21 protein-coding genes are annotated in these 25,913 nt (G+C 72.6%); 11 read left to right on the top strand and 10 right to left on the bottom strand.

The features are described from left to right. Positions 1–81: 81 nt before the first annotated feature. Positions 82–951 carry a formyltetrahydrofolate deformylase gene (purU, locus tag P2H44_RS18760; protein ID WP_275765847.1) on the bottom strand — a complete coding sequence of 290 codons (870 nt, stop codon included), beginning with the start codon at positions 949–951 and terminating at the stop codon, positions 82–84. Between the two features lie 141 nt (positions 952–1,092). Between purU and P2H44_RS18755 the strand changes: the two genes are divergently transcribed. The 3 genes from P2H44_RS18755 (at position 1,093) to P2H44_RS18745 (ending at position 3,349) form a co-directional block, all read left to right on the top strand. Beyond that, positions 1,093–1,587: an MOSC domain-containing protein gene (locus P2H44_RS18755; protein WP_275765844.1), complete on the top strand. Its 495-nt coding sequence runs from the start codon at positions 1,093–1,095 to the stop codon at positions 1,585–1,587. A gap of 139 nt (positions 1,588–1,726) precedes the next feature. Continuing rightward, entirely contained in the window at positions 1,727–1,987 is a 261-nt protein-coding gene (locus P2H44_RS18750; protein ID WP_275765842.1) for a YjhX family toxin, read from the top strand. A gap of 402 nt (positions 1,988–2,389) precedes the next feature. After that, entirely contained in the window at positions 2,390–3,349 is a 960-nt protein-coding gene (locus tag P2H44_RS18745) for an NADPH:quinone oxidoreductase family protein (protein WP_275765839.1), read from the top strand. Positions 3,350–3,427: 78 nt separating this feature from the next. Here P2H44_RS18745 and P2H44_RS18740 read toward each other — a convergent pair whose 3' ends face one another. After that, positions 3,428–4,306 (bottom strand): LysR family transcriptional regulator, encoded by an 879-nt coding sequence (locus P2H44_RS18740; protein ID WP_275765836.1) that lies wholly within the window; start codon positions 4,304–4,306, stop codon positions 3,428–3,430. A gap of 125 nt (positions 4,307–4,431) precedes the next feature. Here P2H44_RS18740 and P2H44_RS18735 point away from each other — a divergent pair, with 125 nt between their 5' ends. Both P2H44_RS18735 and P2H44_RS18730 read left to right on the top strand, forming a co-directional pair. Continuing rightward, positions 4,432–4,656 carry a DUF1127 domain-containing protein gene (locus P2H44_RS18735; protein WP_275765833.1) on the top strand — a complete coding sequence of 75 codons (225 nt, stop codon included), beginning with the start codon at positions 4,432–4,434 and terminating at the stop codon, positions 4,654–4,656. A gap of 193 nt (positions 4,657–4,849) precedes the next feature. Then, positions 4,850–4,975 carry a hypothetical protein gene (locus P2H44_RS18730; protein ID WP_275765830.1) on the top strand — a complete coding sequence of 42 codons (126 nt, stop codon included), beginning with the start codon at positions 4,850–4,852 and terminating at the stop codon, positions 4,973–4,975. Positions 4,976–5,047: 72 nt separating this feature from the next. On the opposite strand, the gene thpR is transcribed toward P2H44_RS18730, so the two are convergent. Next, a complete protein-coding gene (thpR, locus tag P2H44_RS18725) occupies positions 5,048–5,587 on the bottom strand; it encodes an RNA 2',3'-cyclic phosphodiesterase (protein WP_275765825.1) in 540 nt (179 codons plus the stop codon). Positions 5,588–5,821: 234 nt separating this feature from the next. Between thpR and P2H44_RS18720 the strand changes: the two genes are divergently transcribed. Continuing rightward, positions 5,822–6,973, top strand: a complete 1,152-nt coding sequence (locus P2H44_RS18720) for an epoxide hydrolase family protein (RefSeq protein WP_275765823.1) — start codon at positions 5,822–5,824, stop codon at positions 6,971–6,973. A gap of 34 nt (positions 6,974–7,007) precedes the next feature. Here P2H44_RS18720 and P2H44_RS18715 read toward each other — a convergent pair whose 3' ends face one another. The 7 genes from P2H44_RS18715 to P2H44_RS18685 form a co-directional block, all read right to left on the bottom strand. Continuing rightward, positions 7,008–8,225 carry a cation:proton antiporter domain-containing protein gene (locus P2H44_RS18715; protein WP_275765820.1) on the bottom strand — a complete coding sequence of 406 codons (1,218 nt, stop codon included), beginning with the start codon at positions 8,223–8,225 and terminating at the stop codon, positions 7,008–7,010. A 250-nt stretch (positions 8,226–8,475) separates the two neighbouring features. Next, positions 8,476–12,870, bottom strand: a complete 4,395-nt coding sequence (locus tag P2H44_RS18710; protein WP_275765818.1) for a choice-of-anchor I family protein — start codon at positions 12,868–12,870, stop codon at positions 8,476–8,478. Between the two features lie 316 nt (positions 12,871–13,186). Beyond that, entirely contained in the window at positions 13,187–13,957 is a 771-nt protein-coding gene (locus P2H44_RS18705) for an SDR family NAD(P)-dependent oxidoreductase (protein WP_275765815.1), read from the bottom strand. Further along, a complete protein-coding gene (locus tag P2H44_RS18700; RefSeq protein ID WP_275765812.1) occupies positions 13,954–15,423 on the bottom strand; it encodes an FAD-binding oxidoreductase in 1,470 nt (489 codons plus the stop codon). Before P2H44_RS18700 ends, P2H44_RS18705 begins: the two co-directional genes overlap by 4 nt. Further along, positions 15,420–16,055: a GtrA family protein gene (locus tag P2H44_RS18695; protein WP_275765809.1), complete on the bottom strand. Its 636-nt coding sequence runs from the start codon at positions 16,053–16,055 to the stop codon at positions 15,420–15,422. The genes P2H44_RS18700 and P2H44_RS18695 overlap by 4 nt, the downstream gene beginning before the upstream one ends. 22 nt (positions 16,056–16,077) lie before the next feature. Then, positions 16,078–17,661 carry a UbiA family prenyltransferase gene (locus P2H44_RS18690; protein WP_275765807.1) on the bottom strand — a complete coding sequence of 528 codons (1,584 nt, stop codon included), beginning with the start codon at positions 17,659–17,661 and terminating at the stop codon, positions 16,078–16,080. Positions 17,662–17,865: 204 nt separating this feature from the next. Beyond that, a complete protein-coding gene (locus tag P2H44_RS18685; protein ID WP_275765805.1) occupies positions 17,866–18,987 on the bottom strand; it encodes a C4-dicarboxylate TRAP transporter substrate-binding protein in 1,122 nt (373 codons plus the stop codon). A gap of 343 nt (positions 18,988–19,330) precedes the next feature. On the opposite strand from P2H44_RS18685, the gene P2H44_RS18680 reads away from it, so the two are divergent. The 5 genes from P2H44_RS18680 to P2H44_RS18660 all read left to right on the top strand — a co-directional run bounded on the left by P2H44_RS18680 (position 19,331) and on the right by P2H44_RS18660 (position 25,775). Beyond that, the gene (locus P2H44_RS18680; protein WP_275765802.1) at positions 19,331–20,851 is read left to right on the top strand and encodes a hypothetical protein; all 1,521 of its coding nucleotides are present in this window, start codon (positions 19,331–19,333) and stop codon (positions 20,849–20,851) included. Positions 20,852–20,936: 85 nt separating this feature from the next. Further along, positions 20,937–21,965: a cyclase family protein gene (locus P2H44_RS18675; RefSeq protein ID WP_275765800.1), complete on the top strand. Its 1,029-nt coding sequence runs from the start codon at positions 20,937–20,939 to the stop codon at positions 21,963–21,965. A gap of 293 nt (positions 21,966–22,258) precedes the next feature. Beyond that, a complete protein-coding gene (locus P2H44_RS18670) occupies positions 22,259–23,917 on the top strand; it encodes an AMP-binding protein (RefSeq protein WP_275765798.1) in 1,659 nt (552 codons plus the stop codon). Next, positions 23,914–24,453: a TRAP transporter small permease subunit gene (locus P2H44_RS18665; protein WP_275765795.1), complete on the top strand. Its 540-nt coding sequence runs from the start codon at positions 23,914–23,916 to the stop codon at positions 24,451–24,453. Before P2H44_RS18670 ends, P2H44_RS18665 begins: the two co-directional genes overlap by 4 nt. Next, on the top strand, positions 24,450–25,775 hold the full coding sequence (locus tag P2H44_RS18660; RefSeq protein ID WP_275765792.1) for a TRAP transporter large permease: 1,326 nt from the start codon (positions 24,450–24,452) through the stop codon (positions 25,773–25,775). Before P2H44_RS18665 ends, P2H44_RS18660 begins: the two co-directional genes overlap by 4 nt. The last annotated feature ends 138 nt before the right edge of the window (positions 25,776–25,913 follow it).

Genomic DNA, 25,913 nt, shown 5'->3' with positions numbered 1-25,913 from the left:
ACAGGCGCTCGGCGGCGGGCTCGGGCGTCGCGCCGGGGCCTGGGGCGGGCGGGGGCGCCCAGGCCCCCGGCCGGAGGGGCGTCACTTGGAGAAGACGACGGTCTTGTGGCCGTTGAGCATGACGCGCCGCTCGAGATGCGCCTTCACGGCGTGGGCGAGGACGCGGGATTCCACGTCGCGGCCCTCGGCCACGAAATCCTCGGCGGACATGGCGTGGGTGACGCGCACCGTCTCCTGCTCGATGATCGGGCCCTCGTCGAGGTCGGGAGTGACGTAGTGCGCGGTCGCGCCGATCAGCTTCACCCCCCGCTCGTAGGCCTGGTGATAGGGCTTGGCGCCCTTGAAGCTGGGCAGGAACGAGTGGTGGATGTTGATCACCTTGCCGTAGAGCCGCTTCGAGAGCTGGTCCGACAGCACCTGCATGTAGCGCGCGAGGATCACCAGGTCGGCGCCGGTGTCCTTCACCAGCTCCAACAGCTTGCCCTCCTGCTCGGCCTTGTTGTCCTTGGTGACCTTCCAGCAGTGGTAGGGGATGCCCTCGCGCTCGGCGTCGGCGCGGCTGTCCTCGTGGTTGGAGACGATGGCCGCGATGTCGGCGTCGAGCCAGCCGACGCGGCGCTGGTAGAGCAGGTGCTGCATCGCGTGGTCGAATTTCGAGACCATCACGATGATCTTCGGCCGGCGCGCGCTGTCGCCCAGCGCGATGCGCATCTCGTAGCGGTCGACCACCGGGCGCAGGGCGCGGTCGATGTCGTCGACCGTCAGATGCGCGGGCGCCCAGAAGGCGATGCGCATGAAGAAGCGGTTCATGGCCGGGTCGCGGAACTGGTTGGATTCCTCGATGTTGCCGCCGATCGAGGCCAGCTCGGTGGTGATCGCTGCCACGATGCCCGGCTTGTCGTCGCAGCTGAGATTCAGCACGAACTGGCGGGGGTCGGCGGGTCCGGTCATGGCGGGTCCTCTGCGGTTGCGGGCGGCGCGGGGCGCGGGTGGCGGGACTATGACGATCCCCGGCCCCGGCGCCAGAGCCATGAGCGGCGGGCGGCGCTACGGAAGCGACCTCGCGCGTCGCCGATGAAGAAGGAACGACCGATGGACGGACGCCTCGCCGCGATGCTGGCGCGCCACGCGGGCCCGGGCCGGATCGTGTGGATCGGCCTGCGCCCGGAGCGGCGCGCGCCGATGCAGGCCATGGAGGCCGCGGAGATCGGGCCCCACGGCCTGCTGGGCGACCACGCCCGCCCCGGCCGGCGCGCCGTGACCCTGATCCAGGCGGAGCACCTGGAGGCGATCCGCTCGCTCGCCCGCGCGCCGGAGGCGGGCTTCGCCGACCTGCGCCGCAACCTCGCGGTCGCGGGGCTGAACCTCCTCGCCCTGCGGGGGACGGACCTGCGCGTGGGCGGCGCGGCGCTGCGCATCTCCGGCCCCTGCCATCCCTGCTCGCGGATGGAGGAGGCGCTGGGCCCCGGCGGCCACTCCGCCCTGCGCGGCCACGGGGGCGTGACGGCCGAGGTCCTCGCGCCCGGGCCGTTGCGCCTGGGCGACGCCGTCGTCCCCATCGAGCCCGACGCGCCGCCCGCCGCTTGATCCGCGCCCGGCGCATCCCCATTCTCCGCCCCGCAACCAGGGAGCTTGGATGCTGGAGATTGTAGCCCGCTGACCGCCTCGCCCGCCGCCCGTCCCACGACGGCGCGGCCCGATGGACTGCGTCTGCGGATCTCCTTCCATGAACATTTCGAAACGCGAGCAGCGCGTGCTGCACGCCCTCGCCCGCGGCGGGGCGCTCGTCGTCGAGCGCGCGCCCAACGGCAAGCCCCTCTCCGTCGACTGTCTGACGCGGGAGGGCTGGCGGCTCGAGGACGGCACGATGGCCGTCTTCCGCCGCCTGGTGCGCCGTCGCTGGATCGTCTCCCACGCCGGCGGCCCCTACCGGCTGACGCGGGCCGGCCGCCTGGCCGTGCGCGCCCAGCCCGACAACCGCGCCTGACCCCGGAGGGACGCGCCCCGCGCGCGTCCCTCCCCCGGGCTCCGTGCGCCCCCCGGGAGCGCCTGTTCCCCGGAGCCGTCCGTCGCCGATGCCGGAAAGGGTCCGGGCGACGAGTCGGTCCAGGATCGCGAAGCGACCCCGCGCCCCGCGCGGGGCTTGTCCTTGACCGACTCGGCGTCCGGGCCCAGGCATCGAGGCGACGGACGGATCCGGGGAGCAGGCGCGGGCGCTTCTGTTCCCGGGTGAGTCAGGAGCACCCCCTGCGCCCCTAGATGGCGCTCCGCGCGAAGCGCCCCCCGAGCGAGCCCCGCCTCGCGAGGCTCCCCGCGCGCCCCCCTTCCAACGCCGGCCGCCCCGTTGCACCCTCGGCGGAGACCGAGACGCCCCCCGGGAGGACCCCAGATGCGCGCCATGCGCCTTCACGCGCTGAACGAGACCCTTCGCCTCGACGAGCTGCCCGCGCCCGAGCCCGGCCCCGGCCAGGTGCGCCTGCGGGTCGAGGCCTGCGGGCTGAACTTCGCCGACACGCTGCACGTGAAGGGGCGCTACCAGGAGAAGAAGACCCTCCCCAGCGCGCTGGGCGGCGAGGTCTGCGGGATCGTGGACGCGCTGGGCGAGGGCGTCGCCGGCCTCGCTCCCGGCGACCGGGTCGCGGCGCTGGTCGAGGAGGGGCTGGCCGAGCTGACGCTGGCCGACGCGCGCCTGTGCACGCCGGTGCCCGCGGGGATGAGCCCGGCCGACGCGGCCTCCTTCCAGGTGGCCTACGGGACCTCTCACGTGGCCCTCGACCACCTCGCGAAGATGCAGCCGGGGGAGCGGCTTCTGGTCACCGGCGCGGCCGGCGGCGTGGGGCTGACGGCGGTGGAGATCGGCAAGCTGATGGGCGCCGAGGTGATCGCCTGCGCCCGGGGGCCGGAGCGGCTGGAGATCGCCCGGCGCGCGGGCGCCGATCACCTGCTGGATTCCGAGAGCCAGGACATCCGGGAGGTCTGCCTCGGGCTCGGCGGGCTCGACGTGGTCTACGACGCGGTGGGGGGCGAGCAGTGGACGGCGGCCTTCCGGTCCTGCCGTTTCGGGGCGCGGCTGCTGCCGATCGGCTTCGCCTCGGGCGAGGTTCCGCAGATCCCCGCGAACCACCTGCTGGTGAAGAACCTGACCGCCATCGGCTTCTGGGTGGGCGCCTACAAGACCCACGCGCCGACGGTGCTGCGCGACAGCCTCGCCCAGCTCTTCGCCTGGTGGGTCGAGGGCAAGCTGAAGCCCCACGTCTCCCACCTCCTGCCGCTGGAGGAGGCCGAGGCGGGACTCGACCTGCTGCGCACGCGCAAGGCGACCGGCAAGGTCGTGGTGACGATCGGCTGAGGCCGGCCCCGGGCGCCCCGGGCCTGACCCGGGGCCTCGCCCCGCCGGCCCCGGGGCGCGGCGTGGCGAGGGGGATGGCTACTCGGCGGCGAGCGCCCGGTCGGGGATGCCGCGGTAGGCGTCCTCGACGAACTCCGCAAGTCGGTCGACCAGCGGGTTGGGGCCGCCGTCGGCGCGATACATGTTGATCAGGTATTCGGGCAGCTCGGGCAGCGCGCCGCCGTGGCGGATCACCTCGAGGTGGCGCTGCGCGGCGGTCTCGATCACCGCGTGGACGGCGAGGTCGGCGGAGACCGAGGCCTCGATGGTGCGCGTGGTCTCGGATTCCACCGCCATCTCCCAGGGGATGCCGGCGTCGTCGAGCGCCTCCTGCACCGAGGCGCGGAAGATGCAGTTGTTCTCGAAGGCGAGGCGCAGAGGGCGGGCCTTCCAGGCGTGGCCGCCGGGCGCCCCGACCCAGACCAGGGAGGCGCGCTCCAGCAGCTCGGCGCCGGGGCGGGGGGTGTGCTCGGTGGTCAGGATCAGGTCGGCCTCGCCGCGCTCGCGCAGCGCGTGCAGGCGGCGGGTGTAGGAGCTGACGAGGGTGACCTTCACCCTGGGGAACTCCCGGCTGAAGCGCTGCAGGACCCGCGGGATGTGCGGGTAGACGATGTCGGCGGGCACGCCCAGCGTGATCTCGCCCTCGAACGCCTGCCCGGTCAGGCGGCCCCAGGCCTCGTCGTTGAGCGCGATCATGCGGCGCGCGTAGGACAGCAGAAGCTCCCCCTGGGAGGTCAGCTGAGGGGCCCGGCCGGAGCGGTCAAGCAGCGGCAGACCGATGGATTCCTCCAACCGTTTCAACTGCATGGAGACGGCGGACTGGGTCAGGTGCAGCCGCGCCGCGGCCTTGGTCACGCCGCCGGCCTCCGCGACCATGGCGAAGCTGCGCAGGGCGGTGATGTCGAGGTTGCGAGGCATATCAAGCTCCGTGATGAGCGCCGTCAAAACCATTCGTTTGCGGAATGTAACACGCCCAACCATATGCATCAACGACGGTGATGCAGCGCTTGTTAAGCATCACGATCGGTGAATGGAGACATGACATGACCAACACGGCTATCGCGACCCGCGCGCCCGCCGCCGCGTCCCGCGGCGTGGGCGTCTTCGGCTTCGTTTCCCGCTTCATGGAGATGCGGGAAGTGGCTCGGCAGCGCAAGGCGCTGGCCCGGCTGACCCCGGAGCAGCTGCGCGACATCGGCCTCGACGGCGACCTCGCGCGCAGCGAGGCGGACCGCCCTTTCTGGGACGCGCCGCAGGGGTGGCGCTGATCGTCGCCGGATCGGGCGCGCCCCGATGGACGCAGGCCGCCGCGTGCGGCGCCGACGCAACGGCAACCAAAATTTAACCGGACGTGAAAGATAGTCGGGCGCGTGAGATCTTCACGCGCCCGTCGCTTTTGGGTAATGCGGCCGGCCTAAACATGAGCGCGCCAAGGACGAGTGGTGTGGGGAGCGCATGATGATGAACGGTCGGACGAACATGTGGAGACGCGTGCAGCGCGACCGGCGGGTCGGCCGCTGGAGCGTGCGCCTGACCCTGGCCGAAGCGAAGATGCGCCGCGAGATCGCCTGGCGCTACGGCTGGTGACCGGCCGAGGCGCCCTCGCCCGCCGGGCCTGAGGGCGCGTCGCGAGGGCCGGGGCGTCCTCGCAACCTCCCGCTAGAGCAGCGGAATCTCCATCAACTCCTGATAGATCGGCCCGTCCGGGCCCAGGTCCGAGCGGTAGACGACCGCCGTCTGCGCCGTGAAGGGCGGGGCGGCGAAGGCGGCGTTGCGCGCGAGCCAGCGCGCCAGCCCCTCGCCCGCCGGCGCCCGGGTCGAGAAGCGGGCGACGGTGACATGGGGCGTGAAGCGCTCATGCGGCAGGTCGAGCCCGCCGCGCCGGCAGGCCCGCCGGATCGAATCGCGCAGCTCCGACAGCGCGGGATCCGGGCGCACCACGACATGGGCCGAGCGGGGGCGCGCGCCCCCGAAGGCGCCCACGCCGCGAAGCTCGACCGTGGGGGCGGGGGGCGAGATCCCCTCGAGCTCCACCGCCACGTCCTCCAGCAGCTCCGGGCGCCGCTCGCCGAGGAAGGCGAGCGTCAGGTGCAGGTTCTCCCATGAGGTAGGGCGGCCCTCGTCGACGTCCTCGCCCAGCTCTTCCAGGCGGTCGCGGAGGGGATCGGGAAGGGGGAGGGCGACGAAGGCGCGGATCATGGGCGGTTCCCGGCGTCGGGCGGCTTTGATGCGGGCGCGCAGATGACCGCGCCCGCCCGCCCCGATCAACCCCCGCGCGCCGCGGGGCGACGATCGCCCGCGGGGACGCGGCGCCGTCGCCTCGGGGCGCGGCCGCCCTCGCGAGGCTTGAGCCCGTCCCGCGCCCCGGTCCATGATCCGCGCCGAGAACAACGGGCGCCCGGATCTTGCGGCGCGCCCACCGGGAGGATTTCGATGACCGACGCGACCCGGGACGACGCCGTCGTCCCCTGGCCCATCTCCGTGCCCCAGTCCGCGCTGGACGACCTGAACGCCCGTATCGACCTGACCCGCTGGCCCGAGGCCGAGCCCGCCCCCGGCGGCTGGGTGCAGGGCGCGCCGCTGGCCAAGGTGCGCGAGCTGGTCGACTACTGGCGCAACGACTACGACTGGCGGCGGTGCGAGGCGATGCTGAACGGCTTCGGCTCCTACCGCACGGTGATCGAGGGCCTGGGCATCCACCTGCTGCACGCCCGCTCCCCCCATCCGAACGCGAAGCCGCTGCTGATCACCCACGGCTGGCCCGGCTCGGTCATCGAGTTCGCGCAGATCATCGGGCCGCTGACCGATCCCGCCGCCCATGGCGGCGATCCGGCCGACGCGTTCCACGTGATCGCCCCGACGCTGCCGGGCTACGGCTTCTCGGACAAGCCGACCGAGACGGGCTGGGGGGTCGAGAAGATCGCCAAGGCCTGGGAGGAGCTGATGCGCCGCCTGGGCTACGACTCGTGGCTCGCGCAGGGCGGCGACTGGGGGGCGGCGGTGACCACGCAGCTCGGGCACATCCGCGCCAAGGGGCTGGAGGCGATCCACCTCAACATGCCAAGTTTCGTGCCGGAGCGGGACGATCCGAACCCGGGGCCGGAGGAGAAGCGGGCGCTGGAGCGCAACCGGGCGCATCGGCACGAGCACACCGGCTATTCCCGCATCCAATCCACCAAGCCGCAGACCCTGGGCTATGCGCTGGTCGACAGCCCCGTGGGACAGGCGGCCTGGATCTACGAGAAGATGCACGCCTGGACCGACAACGACGGCGATCCCGAGAGCGTGGTCTCGAAGGACGAGATGCTCGACAACATCATGATGTACTGGCTGCCGGGGGCGGGCGGCTCCTCGGCGCGTCTGTACTGGGAGAGCTTCCGCAGGCGGCCGCCGCAGGTGGACATTCCCGCCATGGCGACGGTCTTCCCGCGGGAGATCGTGCCGGCGCCCCGCTCGTGGTGCGAGAAGGTCTACACCGACCTGCGCCGCTGGACGGAGGTCGAGAAGGGCGGGCATTTCGCGGCCTTCGAGCAGCCCGAGATCTTCGTGCGCGAAGTGCGCGACGCCTTCCGTCCCTTCCGCTGAGCGACGGGCGGGGGGGCCCTCGCGCCCCCCTGCCCTACCCCTCCAGCTTCGGCCCCCAGCGGCGCGCCGCCGGCGCGGCCGAGGCGCCGTGCAGGATCGCCGAGACCGCCACCGCCAGCCCCGCGATCGCCAGGATGTCCTCCCCGTGGGAGAGGTCGCGCCCCTCGACCGCGACCAGCGCGAACAGCGCGGTGGCCAGCCCCCGCGGCCCGAACCAGCCGAGGAACAGGCGCGCGCGGGGCGGCGCGCCGGTCCCGCTCAGCGACAGCCAGATCGCCAGCGGCCGCACCAGGAACAGCGAGACCAGCACCAGCGACAGCTCCAGCCAGCCGGCCCGGTCGAAGGCCTGCGGCAGCATCGAGGTGCCGATCAGCACGAAGGCCGCCAGCACCAGCACCTGGCCCTCGCCGTCCAGGAACTCCGCCAGGAAGCCGCCGGGCGGCTGACGGGGGCCGGTGAGCGAGAGGGCCGCGCCGAAGCCGAGCCCGGCGGTGAAGCAGGCGACGAAGGCGTTGCCCCCCGCCGCCTCGGCCGCGAAATAGGCGAAGCCGACGATGGCGAGCGCGGCGATGCCCTCGGATTCCTCCTGCGGCCAGCGGCGCGCGCGGGCGAGCCCCAGCAGCGCGCCCCCCGCCAGCCCCGCCCCCAGCCCGGTCAGCGCGCCGAAGCCGATCTGGGCGGCCATGAACTGCACGAAGGCTCCCAGGCCTCCGCCGGGCCCCGCGCCCTCGGCCGCGCCGGCGAGCGTGGCGAAGAGCAGGACCAGCGGCAGGGCGAGCCCGTCGTTCAGCCCGCTCTCGACCACCAGGGCGCGGCGCACCCGCTCGGGCAGCAGGGGGGAGGTGGCGACGGCCTGGCCCAGCGCCGCGTCGGTGGGCGCGAGGATGGCGGCGACCAGCGCGACCTCGAGCAGGGGCCAGTCCGGCAGCATCAGGGCGCCGGCGGCGAAGCCGATCAGGATCGCCAGCGGCAGGCCCAGCGCCAGCATCCGCGTGGGCCACAGGTGGGCGCGCAGCAGCGCGCGGGCATCGGTGCGCGCGGCGTCGGAGAAGAGCACGACGGCGAGCGCGATCTCGGCCACGATGTCGAGCCGGGCGTCGAGCGCGCGGGGCGCGAGCCCGACGCTCCACAGCCCCAGCCCCAGCGCGAGGCAGATCACCGGCATGGTCAGCGGCGTCTCCGCCAGCCGCCGCGCGGTGGCGGCGTAGGCGAAGACCCCGATGGCCAGGATCAGCATGGTCGGCTCGTGCATCGTCGCCCCCCCTCGGGCGCCGGCGCGGGGCCGGCGCAGGGGCTCAGGGAACGACGGGGGGCGGCGGGCCGCAAGGGGGGACCGGCCCTCGCCGCGCAGTCGCCCGCGTCGGTCGCATGTCATTGCGCCGTCCCGTCCCCGAGGCCAGGCGCCCGCGAGCGCCGGGCGGCGGCGCATCGACATGCGCCCGACGCGAAAGGGCCGGGGCGTCGCCGCCCCGGCCCTTCCGGTTCGTGGATCGCCCGAGGGGTCAGGCGAACATCAGGTCGTCGGTCGAGAGGTGGTCGAAGTCGTCCGAGGTGACCTTGGCCACCTTGTCGTGGTCGACGATCACCCAGGCGTAGTCCTTCTTCTTGTGTTCCTTGAAGGACACGTCCTCGAAGCCGACCGCGGGCTTGAAGCCCTCGACCAGGATCGTGTCGACGCCGGCCTCGAAGTCGGTGATCTCGTCCCAGCCGCCCTTGCGCTGCACGACGAAGACGTCCTCGCCCTCGCCGCCGGTCATCAGGTCCTTGCCGAGGCCCCCGACCAGCAGGTCGTCGCCCGCGCCGCCGCGCAGATCGTCCTTGCCGCGGCCGCCGTAGAGCGCGTCGTCCCCGGCGAGGCCCTTCAGCAGGTCCTTGCCGTTCTTGCCGTAGATGAAGTCGTCGCCGGCGGTCCCGATCAGCTCCTGCTTGCCGTTGCCGCCCACGATCACCTCGCCCGGCACGAAGCCGAAGTCGAAGAGCGCCAGCACCGGGTCGTGGTCCGAGGCCTGTTGCGCCTGGTCGGCGTTGACGTGGACATAGTCCACCTCGACCCCGCCCAGCAGGTTCGACGTGGCCAGGATGTGGTCCAGCGCCTGGGCGTTGCCGTCGAAGATGTAGGACCACACGTCCCCCTCCTCGGCGAACTCGGCCAGGTGCGTCAGCACCTTCTCGGCGCCCGTGCCGGCCAGGTCCTCGGCCACCTCGTCGGTGAACTCGAAGGTGTTGAGGTCGCCCATCACCACCACCTTGGCGTCGGCGTTCGCCGCCACCAGGGCGTCGACCACCTCGTTCACCGCCTTGGAGGCCGCCTCGCGGTCGGCCTCGCCGCCCTGCTCGAAGGGCTGCTCGGCGCCGAAGATCGGGTCGGAGCCCGAGCGCGAGGGGAAGTGGTTGTTGATGAGGACGATCTCTTCGCCGTCGAACGAGAAGACCGCGAGCAGCGGCTCGCGGGTGCCGGCGAAGGCGTCCGGGTCGCTCACCCCGTAGGCGGCGAGCGCCTCGGCGTCCAGCGTCTCGGAGGCGACCAGGTCCACCCGCTCGGCGTTGTAGAGGAACGCGTTGCGGATGTTGCCGCCGGGCACGCCGCCGTGGCTCTGCTCGGTCCCGTAGTCGGAGTCGATGAAGCTGTACTCGGGCCCGCCCGCCGCCACGATGGCGTCGATCAGGGCCTGCAGCGTCTCGTCCGCCGCCACGATCCCGTCCATCAGCCCGTCGGAGACGCCGGAATTGTCCTGGATCTCCTGCAGGCCGATGATGTCGGGCGAGTTCAGGTTGGCCACGATCTGCTGGGCCAGCGCCTGGATCTGGGCGGCGTCGTCGTCGTCCGAGTCGCCCGTCCCCGTGGCCGAGGTCAGGTTGAGGACGTTGAAGGTCGCGACCGACAGCTTGTCGGACGTGCCCTCGAGCTCGGAGACCTCGGGCGCGTTGGTCGAGGGCGTCTCGACCGTGAATTCCTCGGTCACCGCGATCTGGTAGTTGCCGAAGTCGTAGCCGACCACGCCGGTGACGTCCGAGAGGATGTCGCCCACGTTCAGGTCGGGCGCGTCGAACCCGTCGGGCAGCAGGCCCGAGTCATACTGCAGCTGGATCCGCTCGGGGTTCAGGTCGCCGTAGCCGTCGGCGTCGGCGTTGATCTGCAGCACGCCGCGGTCGGTCAGGCCGGGGGTCGTGCCCGCGCCCTCGTCCGAGACCACCCAGGTCTCGTCGAAGCGGTTGGTCGGCGAGATCACCGCGCCGCCCTCGACCGTCACGCGCATGCCTTCCAGGCTCTCCCAGAAGTCGATGGCGTCCTCGGTCGGGTCGAAGTGGACCGGATCCTCGTTGAGGTTCACGGGCAGCTCGTCGTCCGAGATGATCTGGTCGGGGATCTCGCGGCCGCCCGCGCCGATGACGATCGCCGCCGGCAGTTCGTTGCCCGAGGACAGGACCTCGACGGTGGGCGAGGTCAGCTCGGTCAGCGCGAGGTTGCCCGAGCCGGCGACATACTCGGTCACCGTGCCCTTCACCTTCGCCTCGTCCCCGACCACGACCGCGGGGGCGGAGCCGGTGTAGACGAAGATCGCGTCCGAGGTGGCGTCGTCGCCGTCGCCCTCGGGGTCCTGCAGGTAGAAGCCGTTGCTGTCCACGGCGGTGACGATGCCGGTGGTGGTCACCGTCATCCCCTCGAACGCCGACATGTGGCCGGCGCCCTGGATCTGGCCGATCGAGGCCTCGTCCGGCAGCAGGTTGAACAGCGAGGTCGTGCCGGTCACCTCGTAGGACACCGCGATCTGCGCGAAGCCGGTGGAGCTTTCGGCCTCGGGGATGAACTCGATGACCTCGGGGGCGAGGTCGCCGGCGCCGAAGCCGGGCATGTAGTCGACCAGCGACACGTTCGTCGGATCGGTGATGTCCATCACGAACACGCCCGAGTCCCGCTCCATGCCGATGAAGGCGAAGGTCTTGCCGTAGGCCTGGCCGATCTCGATCGCCTCGGGCTCCGGCCCCTTGGCGTCGGAGCGGTTCTCGCCGTCCTCGCCGTCGTCGTCGTTGAAGCGCTCGGGGTAGTTGGCGGCGATGAAGGTCTCGAACAGCGAGCCGGAGTCGTACACCAGCGTCCCGTCCTCGGCGAAGATCGAGAAGGAGCGGGTGTTGAGCGCGTGCAGGACGTCGATGTCCCCGTCGCCGTCGAGGTCGCCGTCGACGGTCGAGACGGCCAGGCGCTCCAGCCCCTCGATGTCGACCGAGGGGTCGATCAGGCCGGCGTCGGCCAGCTTGCCCACCCGCTCGGCGTCCCAGCCGCGGTCGTCGCCCTCGTTGGCGGTGACGAAATAGGTCTGACCGTCCACCTCGTAGGAGGCGACGGCGTCGGGCATGAACAGGCCCACGAGATCGTCGAAGGTCTCGAGCTCGATGATCCCGTTGTCGTTGGCGTCGAGCTCATTGCCCTCGGTCGAGTAGTCGCGCGTGCCCAGCCCGATCACCTCGGTGATGGTCATCGAGGCGAGGTCGAGCACGGCGACGGCGTTGTTCTCCTGCAGCGTCACGAAGGCGGTGGCGCCGTCGGGCGAGAGGGCGATGTATTCCGGCTCCATGTCCTCGGCGAAGGAGACGCCGGGGGCGATGCGCACGCCGGCCTCGCGGGCCAGGTCCTCGAACCCGTTGAAGGCGGCGAAGTCGAGCACGGTGGTGGCCGGCGCGGTCGGGTCGGACACGTCGATCACCGCGATCCCGCCCAGCGGGTCGTCGTCGTGGTCGGAGTCCTCGTTCTTCTCGCCCTCGAGCGCCACCAGCACCTTCGTGCCGTCGTCGTTGAAGGTGATCATGTCGGGCAGCACGCCCACGTCGGCGGTCGAGATCAGGGCGCCGCTCTCGGCGTCGAAGATCGCGACGAAGCCGTTCTGCGACTGGGAGACGGTCGTGCCGAACAGGTCGACGTCGACGGCCGGGCGGGCGATGGCCGCCACGATCAGGCCGTTCTTGATGTCGACCGACTGCACGCCGTCGTAGCCGGGCAGCGCCGAGAGGTCGATCGACAGCAGCAGCGACCCGGTGGCCGCGTCCAGCACGTCGACGCTGTCGTCGGCGCCGTTGGTGGTGACCAGCTTGCCGTCGTCGTATTGCACCACCTCGGAGCCGCCCTCGCCGGCGCCCGAGTCATGCTGCCACACGCGCGACAGGCGCACGGCGCCCGAGGGCTCGGGCGCGTCGATGCCGGCGCCCGGCTCCTCGATGGTCGCGCCGGACTTCACCACGATGTTCTGGAAGGCGAAGGCCTCGGAGCCGCCGTCCGTCGAGCCGCGGAAGGTCAGCGTCAGCTGGGAGCCGGCGCCGGCCACGGCGGCGGCGAACTCGGTCAGCTCGTTGGTCAGGGCGATGCCGCCCACGGTCAGGGGATCGTCGAGCGAGACCTCGGCGCCGCCGGCGAGCGTGTAGGTCAGCGCGGCGTCCTCGTCCACGACCGCCTCGAACAGGATCGTGGGCGCGGCGCCGTCGATCGAGACCTCGAAGGCGAACGCATCGTCGCTCTCGAAGTCGCCCATCGCGCCGAGGTCGATGGAGATCGAGAGGTCGCTCCGCCCGGCGATGTCGAAGACCCAGGCGGCCGAGACCTCGCCGGCGGGGTTGTCGCCGTTCACCGTGTCGGTGACGCCGAAGAACGGGTCGAGGTTGGTGTCGTCGACGATGCCCAGCGTGTCGGCCGGGAAGGTGACGAGGCTGTCGTCGAGCACCGCGAACGGGATCGAGGGGGAGGCGTCGCGGTCGTAGATCTGCGCGCCGTCGCCGGAGGAGGAGAAGGCGTCCGTGAACGCGTTGGCGTAGGAGACCAGGTTGACGGAGGCGCCGCCGGTCAGGTCGGAGGCGACGACGGTTCCGCCGACGGCGGTGGGCGCGGACGGGGTCGGAAGGACGGCCACGAGCGTTTCCCTTCGGAAGGGCGACCCCGGGGAGCGGGGCGCGGATCGAACGACGCCCGCGCGCGGGCGCGTGCGGACGGGCCCGACCGCGTCCTGCGGCCGGGTCGGCCCGCCGGGTCGCGGCGGAGCCGGGCCAGCGGTCCATATCAGCGGAAATCGCAGCGATCTTCGCGGATTAACGAAGTTTAGGTTTCGGAAACGTGACGGTTCTGCGACCGGTTCGAGTTGACCTTGCGGCCGCAATGGGGCCTCCCGCAGACCGGGATTCATCCCCGTCGCAGGATCGCCCTGCGCGAGGGCGCCGGACCCGCGGCGCTCAGAACCGGGTCTTGAGGAAGATCGCCTCGGGCAGGTTGCGGATGACCGTCATCAGCAGCGCCCATTTCCAGTGGATCACGTGGTGGCGGCGCTTCTCGATCCCGTCGACGATCAGCTTCGCCTGGGCCTCGGCCGAGATCACCAGCGGTTTCGGCAGGTCCATCCCCTCGGTCATCGAGGTGGCGACGAAGCCGGGGCGCACCAGGGTCACCAGCAGGTCGGTCGCCGCGTAGCGCTGGCGCAGGCCCGAGAGCATCGTGGCGAAGCCCGCCTTGGCCGCCCCGTACCAGTAGTTGCGCGCCCGCCCCCGGTCGCCGGCGACCGAGCCGATGCCCACCACCGCCGTCTTGCCCGGAAGCGTCGCGAGGCGGGCGGCGGCGGCCTCCAGCGTCACGGCGGGGCCGGTGAAGTTGGTCGCGACGATCTCGGCGATCTTCGCGGGGTCGTCCTGCGTCTCCTCCTGCTCGCCCAAGAGGCCCACGGCGCAGAGCACGATGGCCGGCGTCTGAGGCAACGCGTCGAGGAAGGCGCCGGCGGAGGCGAGGTCGGTCGCGTCCCAGGCATGGGTGGTGACGGGCACGTCGAAGCGGGTGCGCAGGTCGGCGGCGTCGCGCTCCAGCGCCTCGGGCCGGCGGCCGGCGAGCTGGATCGGGCGGCCCTTCGCGGCCAGCAGCTTCGCGACCTCCCGCCCCATGTCGGAGCCCGCGCCCAGGATCAGCGCGGGGCGGCGGTCGGCGGCCCGGGAAGCAGGGGGCGTGGCGTCGGTCAAAGGTCCAGTCTCCGGGCGAGGGCGGTGGCGAAGGCGCGCGCCCGGGCGGGCGAGGCGCGGAAGGCGGGGGCCCGGGGCTCGAGCGCCTCGAACTCCGCGGCGGTCATGCGGGCGTCCTTGGCGAGGTAGATGCGCCCGCCATGCTCGGCGGTCAGGCGGTGCAGCCGCTCGATCACGAAGAAGGCGCGGGGCGTGGCGGGGAAATCCAGCGCCAGGGTCCAGCCGCGGCGGGGGAACGACAGCGTCGCCCCCTCCCGCCCCGGGCCCAGCGCCTTGAGCACCGCGAGGAAGCTGCCCTGCCCCGCGGCGGAGGTCGTCTCGAGCATCGCGCGAAGGCCGGCGCGGGCGGTCTCCGGCGGCAGAGCGCACTGGAACTGCACGAAGCCGCGGCGGCCGTAGATGCGGTTCCAGCCCAGCACGGCGTCGAGCGGGTGGAAGCACTTGCCCCAGTCGACATAGGCAGGCCCCGCCCGCTCGGCCCGCCCGCCGCCGGCCCAGTAGAGCGCGTTGAAGGCGCGCATGGTCAGCAGGTTCAGGGCGAAGCCGGGGACCAGATCGGGCGGGGGCCCGAGGCGCTTCTCCTGCGCCTTCAGCGCCCAGCGGTCGAGCTTCTGCGTGGCCGGCAGCTCGTCGTAGGCCGCATCCTCGGCGCGGTAGAGGATGGCGCGGCCCAGCGCCCGCCCCCCCGCCAGGCAGTCGATCCAGGCGGAGGTGTGGGTCCAGCCGTGGGACGCCTCGATCAGGTCCATCGCGGCGTCGAGGCCGGAGGCGCGCCGCGTCTCCTGCCGCAGCCAGCCGCTGTCCACGCGACGCAGGCGGAGGGCGGCGCGGGCGATGAAGCCGGTCAGGCCCATGCCGCCGCAGGTCTCGGCGAAGCCGGGATCGCCGGGGGCGAGGCGGCGCACGGTGCCGTCCGCGCCCATCACCTCGACCCACTCGAGATGGTCGCCGAAGGCGCCGCCGCCGGGCGCGTGGTGGTTCTTGCCGTGGACGTCCGCGGCGATGGCGCCGCCGAGGCTGACGAAGCGGGTGCCGGGGACCACCGCCGGGAACCAGCCGCGGGGCAGGAAGGCCGTGGCGATCTCGCCAAGCGAGACGCCGGATTCCGCCACCAGCACCCCGGTCTCGGGGTCGAAGGCGTGCAGGCGGTCGAGGCGCGCGGTCTCCACCGCCAGCCCGGGGCCGGAGGCGGGCGGCAGGGCCGCGTCGCCGTAGGCCCGCCCCAGGCCGCGGGGGGCGATGCCCTCGCCCTGGCGGCGCAGCGCCTCGGCGGCGGCGGGGAGGTCGGCGGGGGCGACGCGATGGGCGGGGACCACGGGGCAGCGGCCCCAGCCCGACAGCGACGCCGGCGGCGGCGGGCCGTCGGCGCGCAGGGGGGCGGGGGCCTCGGCGCGGCGGGCGTCGCCCGCCCGCCCGTCGGCGGGGGCGCGCGGCAGGGCGAGGCTGGGGACCGGCCGGCGGGTCATCCCCGCCGCGGCCTGTCGGAGGGCGTGAAGACGAAGCGGCGGTCGAACTGGTACTTGGCGACGTAGCCCACCATCAGGCCCAGCACCGCGCCGGTCTCCCGCGCGAGGTCGCTGCGCCACAGCCACCAGGCCAGCGCCTCGGAGCCCCAGAAGATCGCCGTCGTCGCCACCCCCATCAGGGTGTAGAGGGCGAAGCGCCGGGCATGGGCCTTCGCGCCGGTCGAGCGGTCGAAGAAGATCCAGCGCTTGTCGAGCAGGTATTTCACCACCAGTCCCACCGCCGTGCCCAGGCCGATGGCGAGGATCAGGGCGAGGGGGCCCTGCCACTCGGCCCGCCAGCCCAGGCGCCCGCCCGCGGCGACCACGCCCAGCAGGTCGTCCAGCACCCAGTCCAGCAGGTCGGGCGCCCAGCCGAAGGCGACCGCATCCTGCTGGCGCAGGGCCGAGAGCACGAGGCGCTGGGCGGCGAGGTTGCACACCGTCGCCAGCACCGCGAAGGCCACGTAGCGCACGGCGATCTGCAGGGCCGTCAGCTGCGGCCCGCGGCGCAGCCCGCCGCGCCCGTAGGCGGGGAAGCCCGCCGGTCCGGCGTCGCCCTGGGCGGCGTAATCGGGGGGGTCGATGCGTTTCAACGGCGCGCTCGATTCCATGCGGCTAGAGGACCGTCGCCGCGACGCCGATCAGCAGGATGCCGAAGCCGCAGGCGATCGAGACCCCGTCCTTCACCGCGAACAGCACCGGGTCGTCGTCCATGCCGCCGCGATGGGCGATCATCACCATGCGCGACACCCAGTAGAGCAGGATCGGCGGCGCCCCCCACAGCATCATCGGGGATTCGTAGAGGCGCTGCACCGCGGGCGAGTAGATGTAGAGCGCCAGAACCAGCACCGCCGTGTAGCCCGCCGCGATCGCCATCATGGTGACCACGTTCAGGTCCTCGGCCCGGTAGGCGCGCCCCGAGCTCTCGGTCCGCCCGGAGGCGGCGAGGTCCACCAGCTCGGTCTGCCGCTTCATCGCGGCCAGCGACAGGAACAGGAAGGTCGAGAGCGCCAGCATCCACGGCGAGGGCTGGAGCTCGACCGCCATCGAGCCCGCGATCACCCGCAGGGTGTAGAGCCCGGCGAGCAGGCAGATGTCGATCACCAGCTCCCGCTTGAGGGCGAGGGAATAGAGCAGCGTCGCCCCGAAATAGACGCTCAGCACCCCGAGCGTCATCGCGTTGACCAGCGAGGCGAGCGCGAAGCCCGCCGCGAACAGCCCCCCCGCCATGGCGATCCCGTGCATCGCGGGGACCTGGCCCGAGGCGAACGGCCGGTTGCGCTTGCGCGGATGGGCGCGGTCGGCGTCGAGGTCCAGCAGGTCGTTGATGCAGTAGACCGAGGAGGCGACCAGCGAGAAGGCGACGAAGGTGGTGGCCACCGCCAGCACCTCGCCCCCCGCCTCGCGGTGGGTGGCGAGCAGGGGCAGGAACACCAGCAGGTTCTTCAGCCACTGGTGGGGGCGCAGGGCGCGGAGATAGGCGCGCGCCCGCTTCGGCAGGGAGGGGCGCGGATCGACGATCACCGGAACCGGGGCGCCCGCCTCAGCCGCCCGCTCGCGGGCCTGGCGCGCCACCCGGGGCGCGGCGCCGACCACGATGGCGCGCCGCGCGCGCGCCCACACCGGCAGGTCGGCCGCCTGGTCGCCGGCGTAGTCGAAGCCGCGCTCTCCGAAGCGCTCGACCAGGAAGCGGGCCTTGGCCTCGCCGCCCAGGTTCAGCCCGACGCGCGAGCCGTGGGCGCTGTCGAAGAGGCCGATGTGCGCCGCGACCGCGTCGGCGATGCGCTGGTCGGCGGCGGTGACGAGATGCACCTCGCGCCCCGCTGCGCGGGCGGCGCGGATCAGCTCCAGCACCTCCTCGCGGTAGGGCAGGCAGGTCACGTCGAGCTCGACCCGGTCGGCGACGGCGGCCTTCACCGCGGCCTTGCCGCCGGGCGCGGCGCGGGCGACGCCGATGAACTCGGGCAGGCCGCAGGCGAGCAGGCCGACGGCGCTTTCATGCAGGGTGTCGACGCGGGTCAGCGTGCCGTCGAGGTCGATGATCAGGGGCGGCTCGGCCCGGGCGAGGCCCGCATCGGATGCGGCGCCGTCCGGCGCGGTCTCGTCGCGGGGCGCGCCCTCCGTCCCGTCGAGGAAGGCGGGGTCCTGCGCGTCGTCCGGGGCCGGACGCGGGGCGAGATTCCGGTCGCCTGGGGACATGTTCCGCTTTCCCGCTGCCGCACGCGTCCGTCGCGTCGGCGCGCCGACGGTCCCGACACGGTCGGGAGGGACGCAATGACTCTGCCCACATGAACGGAATCTTGCAAGAACAAGGGCCGCCCAGCTGGGCGGCCCCCGGTCGCATATCCAACGAAGCCCCGGGCGTCGCCCCGCCCCGGAGACCGGAGCGGGACGGCGCGCCGATCACGCGCCGTAGTCGGCGGGCAGCTTGTCGTAGATCTCGGACTGCAGCTTCTCGAGGATGGCGTCGGTGTTGTCCATGCCGACCTCGGCCACGATGCCCTCCCACTTGGTGATCAGGCCCTTGAGGGTCTCGAGCTTGGCGGCGGCGTCCTTGACCCCGTACTTCTCCTCGGCGGTCTGGATGATCGCGCTCTCGTCGCCGGCGACGAAGGCGTCCTTGTCGGCCTTCATCTCGTCGGAGGGCTCGATGATCTCGACGCCGTGCTCCTTGGCCTCGGCCAGCACTTCCTCATCCGAGGAGGTGTAGAACAGGGTGGCGCCGAGGCTGGCCTTGGCGGCCTCCGACAGCAGCATCTTGCGCTGCTCGGCCGAGAAGCCGGCCCAGCGGTCGGCGTTCCAGGTCATCATCGACAGGGAGTGGTAGGTGCCCAGGTTCAGCAGCGTGTTGTACTTGGCCGTGTCCCACAGCGAGTACGAACGCAGCGCGCCCGGCGCCTGGATGGCGATGTCGAGCGCGCCCTTGTCGAGGCCCTCGAACATCTCGGACGACGGCACGTTCACCTCGATGGCGCCCACGGCCTGCGCCCAGCGCGACCACAGCGAGCCCGGCACGCGCATCTTCTTGCCCGCCAGGTCGGCGGTGGAGCGGATCGGCTCCTTGGAGATGATCGTGTAGGGCGAGGTCGAGTAGGTGCCCGTGTAGATCAGGTTCTGCGCCTTGTACTCGGCCAGGCAGTCCGGGCAGTGCAGCAGGTTGAACTCGGTCGCCATCGCCATCGCGACGATGTTGTTCGGGGTCGAGAGGCCCATGTCCGCGACGAGCTGCGCGTTGGGGAACTCGGCCGGGAAGTAGGTCATGGCCAGCATGCCCACGTCGGCGATGCCGTCGCCGATGCCGGTCATCGCGGGCTTGGCGCCCAGCAGCGCGCCGCCCTGGAAGTACTTCACCGTGAAGTCGCCCGAGGCCTCGACGTTCTTGATGAACGGATCGTAGCCGCCCACCGACACCGGGTGCTTGGGGCCGACCCACAGGGTGGCGGTGATGCGCTCGGCGGCCGCGGCGGGCGCGGCGATCGCGACGGCGAGGGCAGCGCCCGTCGCCCATTTGGCGATCATGTTCATGACAGGTCCTCCTCCTGTGTCGTGGTCGCGCGCGGCGGCGTTCCCGGGTCGGCCGCGCGGTCGGCGCGCACGATGAACCGAACGGCCGGCGAGAGTCCATGGGTTTCGCACTGCGGTTTGCGCAAGCCGCTTTGCGGCGCCGCAGCACGGAGGCCGATCTCACGATGACGCTACGGCACAAGCTCGACCTGCCGGCCGGCAGGCTTGAAAATCCGAAGGTTGCGGCGCATGACGGAGACGAGGCTCGACGCCCGCCCCGCCGGCGCCTCCGCCCGGGTCGGCGCCGCCGGCCCGCGTCGTCGCCCCCCGCCGTCCCCTTGCGTCTCCCGTGCCGGACCCCGCCTTGCCCCAGTCGCCCGACGCCGCCCTTCCTCCCGCCGACGCCCCGCAGACCGGCTCGCTGGCCGCGACCGGCGCGCCGCCGGCGCAGGCGCGCGCGGGCGGGGCGCTGAACGCGGCGATCGCGGCGCTGCTGACGCTGGTGGCGGCCTCGGCGCTGATGGAATCCTTCTCCGGCTGGCATTGGGCGAGCGGCCTGTCGGTGGGCGCGCTGCTGGCCGCGACCGCCGTGGGCCTGCCCCGCATGGGCCGGCGGGAGCAGCTGCTGCTCGCCGTCGCGATCGCCGTCGGCGGCTGGGTCGCGCTCACGGTTCCCGACGCGGGGCCGCGCATCTACGAGGCGCTGGACCGGGCGGCGTTCCTGGCGGCCTTCATGCTGCTGCTGGCGGTGCTGCGCGACGGCGCGCAGAGCTCGGCCGACGTCGAGGCCTGCGGCGCCTGGCTGACGCGCCAGCCGCCCTCGCGCCGCTACGGCGCGATCGCGACGGGCTCTCACGTGCTGTTCCTGCTGATCAACATCGGAACCCTCAGCCTGCTGGCGCCGCTGATCCGGGCGGGGATCCGCGACAGCCTGGCGGCCGGCGACGACCCGGAGGTCGTGGCCGCGAAGGAGCGTCGCCAGCACTGCGCCCAGATCCGCGGCTGGGCCTGCGCGATCATCTGGGCGCCGACGACGGTGACCCAGGCGGTGCTCGCCTCGCTGTTCCCCGACGCGGACACGCGCATCGTGCTGGCGGGCGGCATCGGCTGGGCGGCGCTGGCGCTGCTGGCGGGGATGTTCGAGGATCGCCTGCGCTTCCGCGGCCTGTCGCGCCGGATGGCGGCGCGCGGCGTGCAGACCCGCCGCCCGCCCCTGCCCGCCCCGCGCCTGGCGCTGGCGGGGATCGGGCTGGTGTGCCTGGGCCTGGGCGGCGTCGCGCTGGGCGTCAGCCTGGGGGCCGGCGTGGGCGTGGTCACCGCGCTGATGCTGGGCGCGCCGGTGCTGACGCTGGTCTGGATCTACTTCCAGGGCCGGGCGAAAGGCCGCTCGCGCGCCGACGCGCTTTACGAGACCAGCCGGCGGGGCCGGCGCATCATCACCCGCACCACGCCCGAGAGCGCGCCCGAGGCCTACACGCTCGCCTTCGCGGGCTTCATCGGGGCGATGGCCGCTGCGCTGGTCCCGGCCGGCGTGCTGGGCGAGACGGCGGCCTCGATCCCCGCCTGGGCGCTGCTGATGATCCCGCCGCTGGTGATGTGCATCGGGGTGCAGTTCGCGCTGACGCCGATGCTGTTCGCGGTGTTCTTCGGGCAGGCGCTGGCCTCGGCCTCGCTGCCGGTGGACCCGGCGCTGCTGGTGCTGTCGATGGGCGGGGGCTGGTGCCTGGCGATGACCTGCTCGCCCTTCGGGGCGGGGGCGCTGGTGCTCGGCCGCGCCTCGGGGATCTCGCCGGCGACGCTGACCTGGGGGTGGAACCTGCCCTATACCGGGCTGGCGGCGATCCTGCTGGCGGGATGGCTGGCGCTGCTGAACGAGCTGGTCTGAGGACCGGCGAGGAGCGACCCGCCCGCGGGGCGGACCGAATTCAAACGACCCGGCCCGAAGGCCGGGCGCGACGGGAGGAAGACGGATGACCAAGCGCTGGACGCGACGCCCCGAAGGCTCGACCTGGGGCGACTGGGGCCCGGACGACGAGCTGGGCCGGATGAACCTGCTGGGGACCGAGCAGGTCCTCAAGGGCGTGGCCGAGGTGAAGGAGGGGCGCGCCTTCCTGCTGTCCCTGCCCCTCGACCTGCCCGGCGGCAACCTGCTGAACCCGCGCCGGCATCCGCCGCGGCTGTTCGCGACGAACCGCGACGGCGAACCCTCCTACAACTTCGAGGTCTCGCGCCTCGATCCGAAGTTCACCGACGTGATCTCGGACGACGCGGCGCTGATCCACCTGCAGTATTCGACCCAGTGGGACGCGCTGGGCCACGTGGGCGGGCGCTTCGACGTCGACGGCGACGGCGAGGCGGAGGCCGTCTACTACAACGGCTGGCGCGCGGGCGAGGACGTGGTGGGGCCGAGCGAGGCGGAGGCGCCGTTCGAGGGGCCGAAGGCCAAGCGCCTCGGGATCGAGAAGATGGCCGAGACCGCCGTGCAGGGCCGCGCGGTGATGATCGACCTGCGCGCCCACCTGGGCGACGCGCGCACGCTGGTCGACATGGAGATGCTGGGCCGGATCATGAAGGAAGACGGCGTGACGGTCGAGGCGGGCGACATGGTCTGCCTGCACACCGGCTTCGCCGACCTGATCCGCGGCATGGCCGGAAACCCCGACGAGGAGACGCTGCACGGCGCCTGCTCGGCGCTGAACGGCCGCGACGAGGCGCTGAAGACCTGGGTCCGCGACTCCGGCGTGGTGGCGCTGATCGCCGACAACTACGCGGTCGAGGCGCACCCGGCGGCCGAGGGCCATGGAGACTGCTGCGCCTTCCTGCCCCTGCACGAGCTGTGCCTGTTCCAGCTGGGCGTGCACCTGGGCGAGCTGTGGTGGCTGAGCGACCTCGCCGCCCACCTGCGCGCCGCGGGCCGCTCGCGGTTCCTGCTGACCGCGCCGCCGCTGAACCTGCCCGGCGCGGTGGGCTCGCCCGCCTCGCCGGTCGGCACCGTCTGAGCCCGGCCTAGCCGCGGGAGGCGCCGCGGCGGGCGGCGCGCCCGGCCCGGCCGCCCGCCCGCGGCGCGGGGCTGGCGGGCCGCCCGCCGGCGCCGTCTCCCGCGGCGCGCGGCGCGGCCGAATCCCTCGCGGCGCCCGGCGTCGGCCCGCGCCCCTGCGGTTCCGCAGGGCGAAACTATGTCGCGCAAGCGGCCTCGGTGGACCGATTGACCCGGTCCGGCCGCGTCGTTAGCGTGCGCCTCCGATCCGCGCACAGACGTGGACGCCTTTTCGTGCGCCATGGGAGGGCGACGATGAACCCAGCGTCCTGGCTGTCCGATCTGCTCGCGCGCAACGCCGCCGCGGCGGCGTCGCGCGGCCCCTCCATCCCCGAGATGTGGGCGGCCGCGCCGGCCGACGCCCCCTGCCTGATCCTGCCCGACAGGAGCCTGAGCTACGGCGAGATCGACGCCGCCGCGCGCCGCGCGGCCTCGGGCCTCGCGGCGCTGGGGGTGGTCGAGGGCGACCGGGTCGCCTGCTGGCTGCCGAACCTGCCGGAATACCTGGTGACCTTCCTCGCCTGCTGCCGCCTGGGCGCGGTCTGCGTGGCGGTGAACACCCGCTACCGCTCGGTCGAGGTCGGCGACATCGTCGGCCGCTCGGGCGCGAAGGCGCTGGTGCTGGCGCCGGGCTTCCGGGGCATCGACTTCGCGGGCATCCTCGCCGACGTGGACCCCGCGGACGTGCCCGCGCTGGAGGCGCTGGTGACGGTGGGCGAGGTCCCGGCCCCCGTCTTGCTGGGCGCGGCGAAGGTCGTGCCCTGGGCGCAGATCGACGCCGCCCCGCCGATGGCGGAGAGCCGCGGCGGACCGGAGAAGCCCTGCAAGGTCTTCACCACCTCGGGCACCACCTCGGGGCCGAAGTTCGTCCTCCATGCGCAGGCGACGCTGGCGCGCCACGGGCGCGACGCGGGCGCGGGCATGGGGCTGGAGGCGCCGGACGCGGTCCTGCTCCAGGCGATCCCCTTCTGCGGGGTCTTCGGCATGGCCCAGATCCTGGCCGCCGCCGCCTGGGCCCGACCCTCGGTCCTGCCGCCGGCCTTCGACGCGGCGCAGGCCGTGGCGCTGATGGCCGAGCATCGCGTGACCCACGCCAACGGCGGCGACGACATGCTCGACCGGCTGATGAGCGTCTCGGGCGGCGCGCTGAACCCCGAGTTCCGCCACTTCGGCTACGCCCGCTTCAACCCCGCGCTCGACGACGTGGCCGAGCGGGCGAACGCGGCCGGCATCTCCTGCGTGGGCCTCTACGGCATGTCGGAGTGCATGGCCCTGTTCTCCTTCCAGCCCGCCGACTGCGCGATGGAGCGGCGCAAGATGGGCGGCGGCGTGCCAGTGAGCGCCGAGGCGGGCGTGCGCGTGCGCGACCCCGAGAGCGGCGCGATCCTGCCCCCCGGCGACGGCGCGGGGGAGCTGGAGGTGACCGGCCCCTCGATCATGCTGGGGTATCTGTTCAACGACGAGGCGACCCGCAAGACCTTCACGGACGACGGCTGGCTGAAGACGGGCGACCTCGCCCAGGCCACCGCGGACGGCGGGTTCGTGTTCCTCAACCGGATGGGCGACGCGTTGCGTCTGGGCGGGTTCCTGACGGACCCGCGCGAGATCGAGACGCATCTGATGACCCATGCGGACGTCGAGGCCTGCCAGGTCGTCGGCGTCCAGGCCGGCGGCAAGCCGCGGGCCGCGGCCTTCGTGATCCCGCGCGCGGGCGCGGCGATCGACGAGGCCGCCCTGGCCGCCCACTGCGACGGGCGGCTGGCGAAGTTCAAGGTTCCCGCCCGCGTGTTCGTGGTCGACCGCTTTCCCACGACCCCGAGCGCGAACGGCGAGAAGATCCAGCGCAACCGGCTGCGAGAGATGGCCCAGCAGGCGATCGACGCGGCCGCAGACGAACGGAATCCCGTGACATGAATGCGATCGAGCGCGCCATACGCTCCGTCTCCGCCTTGCTGATGGCGGTGGCGGCGGTGGCGCTCATCCTGATGATGCTCATGGTGACGGTGGACGTGGCGGGGAAGTATCTCTTCACCGCGCCCGTGCCCGTCACCCTCGAGATGGTCTCCAACTACTACATGGTCGCGGTGGTGTTCCTGCCGCTGGCCGCCGTCGAGCTGATGGACGGGCATATCCATGTCGAGCTGATCCACGCCCGCCTGCCGCGTGCAGGCCGCCGGATCCTCGACATCGCCGCCCATGCCCTGGCCTTCCTCTTCTTCGCGATGCTGACCGTCTACGGGTGGGAAGTGGCGATGAAGAAGTTCGAGGTCGGCGAGTTCCTGATGGGCCAGTATTCGCTGATCATCTGGCCCAGCCGCTTCCTGGTGCCGGTGGGCTGCGGCCTGATCGCGGTGCTGCTGATCCTCAAGACGGTGCGGTCGTGCATCCGCCTGGCGCGGCCCGACCTCGACATCGACGACAAACCTGCTGAGCACGGAGCGCTGGAGTGAGCGATCTCGACCCCGAAATCCTCGGCGGCATCGGCATCGCCGTGCTGCTGGCGATGATCTTCCTGCGCGTGCCCGTGGGCGTGGCCCTGGGCTGCGTCAGCGCAGGCGGCATCTACCTGATCCTCGGCCCGCGGGCCGCGACGGGCATGCTGTCCGAGATCCCCTACGACTTCACCGCCCACTGGTCGCTGTCGTCGATCCCGATGTTCCTGCTGATGGGCTACTTCTGCTACCACGCAGGATTGACGGAGGGGCTGTTCCGGATGGCCCGGATGTGGCTGTCGTGGCTGCCGGGCGGGTTGTCCATCGCCTCGATCCAGGGCGCGGCGCTGTTCTCGGCCGTCACCGGCTCGTCGCTCGCCTGCACCGCCGCCATGGGCCGCATCGCGGTGCCCGAGATGATCAAGGCGGGCTACGACAAGGGCCTCGCCACGGGCACGGTCGCCGCGGCGGGCACCATCGGCTCGATGATCCCGCCCTCGATCCTGCTCATCCTCTACGGCATCTTCGTCGAGGAGCCGATCGGCGCCCTGTTCCTGGCGGCCTTCCTGCCGGGCGTGCTGACCGGCGTGATGTACTCGATCATGGTCTGCGTCCGCGCGATCGTCACGCCGGGGCTCGCCCCCTCGACCAAGGACGAGAACTACACCTGGGAGCAGCGGATCTGGGCGCTGAAGGACACCTGGCCCGTCGGCCTGCTGGTGCTGGGCGTGTTCGGCGGCCTGTTCTCGGGCGTGTTCACCCCCACCGAGGCCGGCGCCGTGGGCGCGTTCCTGGCCTTCGTCATCGCCTGCCTGAAGCGGTCGATGACCTGGGAGGCGTTCCGCGAGGCGGTGACCGAGACCCTGCGCTCCACCGCCTCGATCTTCGTGATCGCCATCGGCGCGCAGCTGCTGACCCGCTTCTTCGCCCTCTCGGGGGTGACGGACATCCTGGCCGACTTCATCTCGGGCGCGGGCTATTCGCAGCTGCAGGTGGTGCTGCTGATCTCGGTGGCGCTGCTGATCCTGGGCATGCTGCTCGATCCCATCGGGATCATGCTGCTGACCATCCCGATCCTGCTGCCGGTGCTCGAGAGCCAGTCGATCAACCTGATCTGGTTCGGCGTGCTGATGGCGAAGTTCCTGGAGGTGGGCTTCATCACCCCGCCGGTGGGCCTGAACGTGTTCGTGGTGAAGGGGATCGTGGGCGACCTCGTGCCCACCCACACGATCTTCAAGGGCATCGCCTGGTTCGTGGTGATGGACGCGATCACCATCGCCCTGCTGATCGCCTTCCCCTCGATCATCCTGTGGCTGCCCACCTCGCTGGGCCTGATCTGAGGCCGACGCGCGGGCCGATCCGAACAGGGCCGATCCGAACAGGACCGATCCGACGACGGCCCGCGCCGAGAGACCGATCCCGGAGCCGGGGGGCGAAAGCCCTCCGGCCCTTTTCCTTGCGCGGCGCCGGGTCCCAAC

This window comes from Albimonas marina (assembly GCF_029223255.1).
Taxonomy (GTDB): domain Bacteria; phylum Pseudomonadota; class Alphaproteobacteria; order Rhodobacterales; family Rhodobacteraceae; genus Albimonas.
The sequence above is the reverse complement of the archived record's forward strand: the minus strand, read 5'-3'. Positions and strand labels throughout refer to the sequence as shown.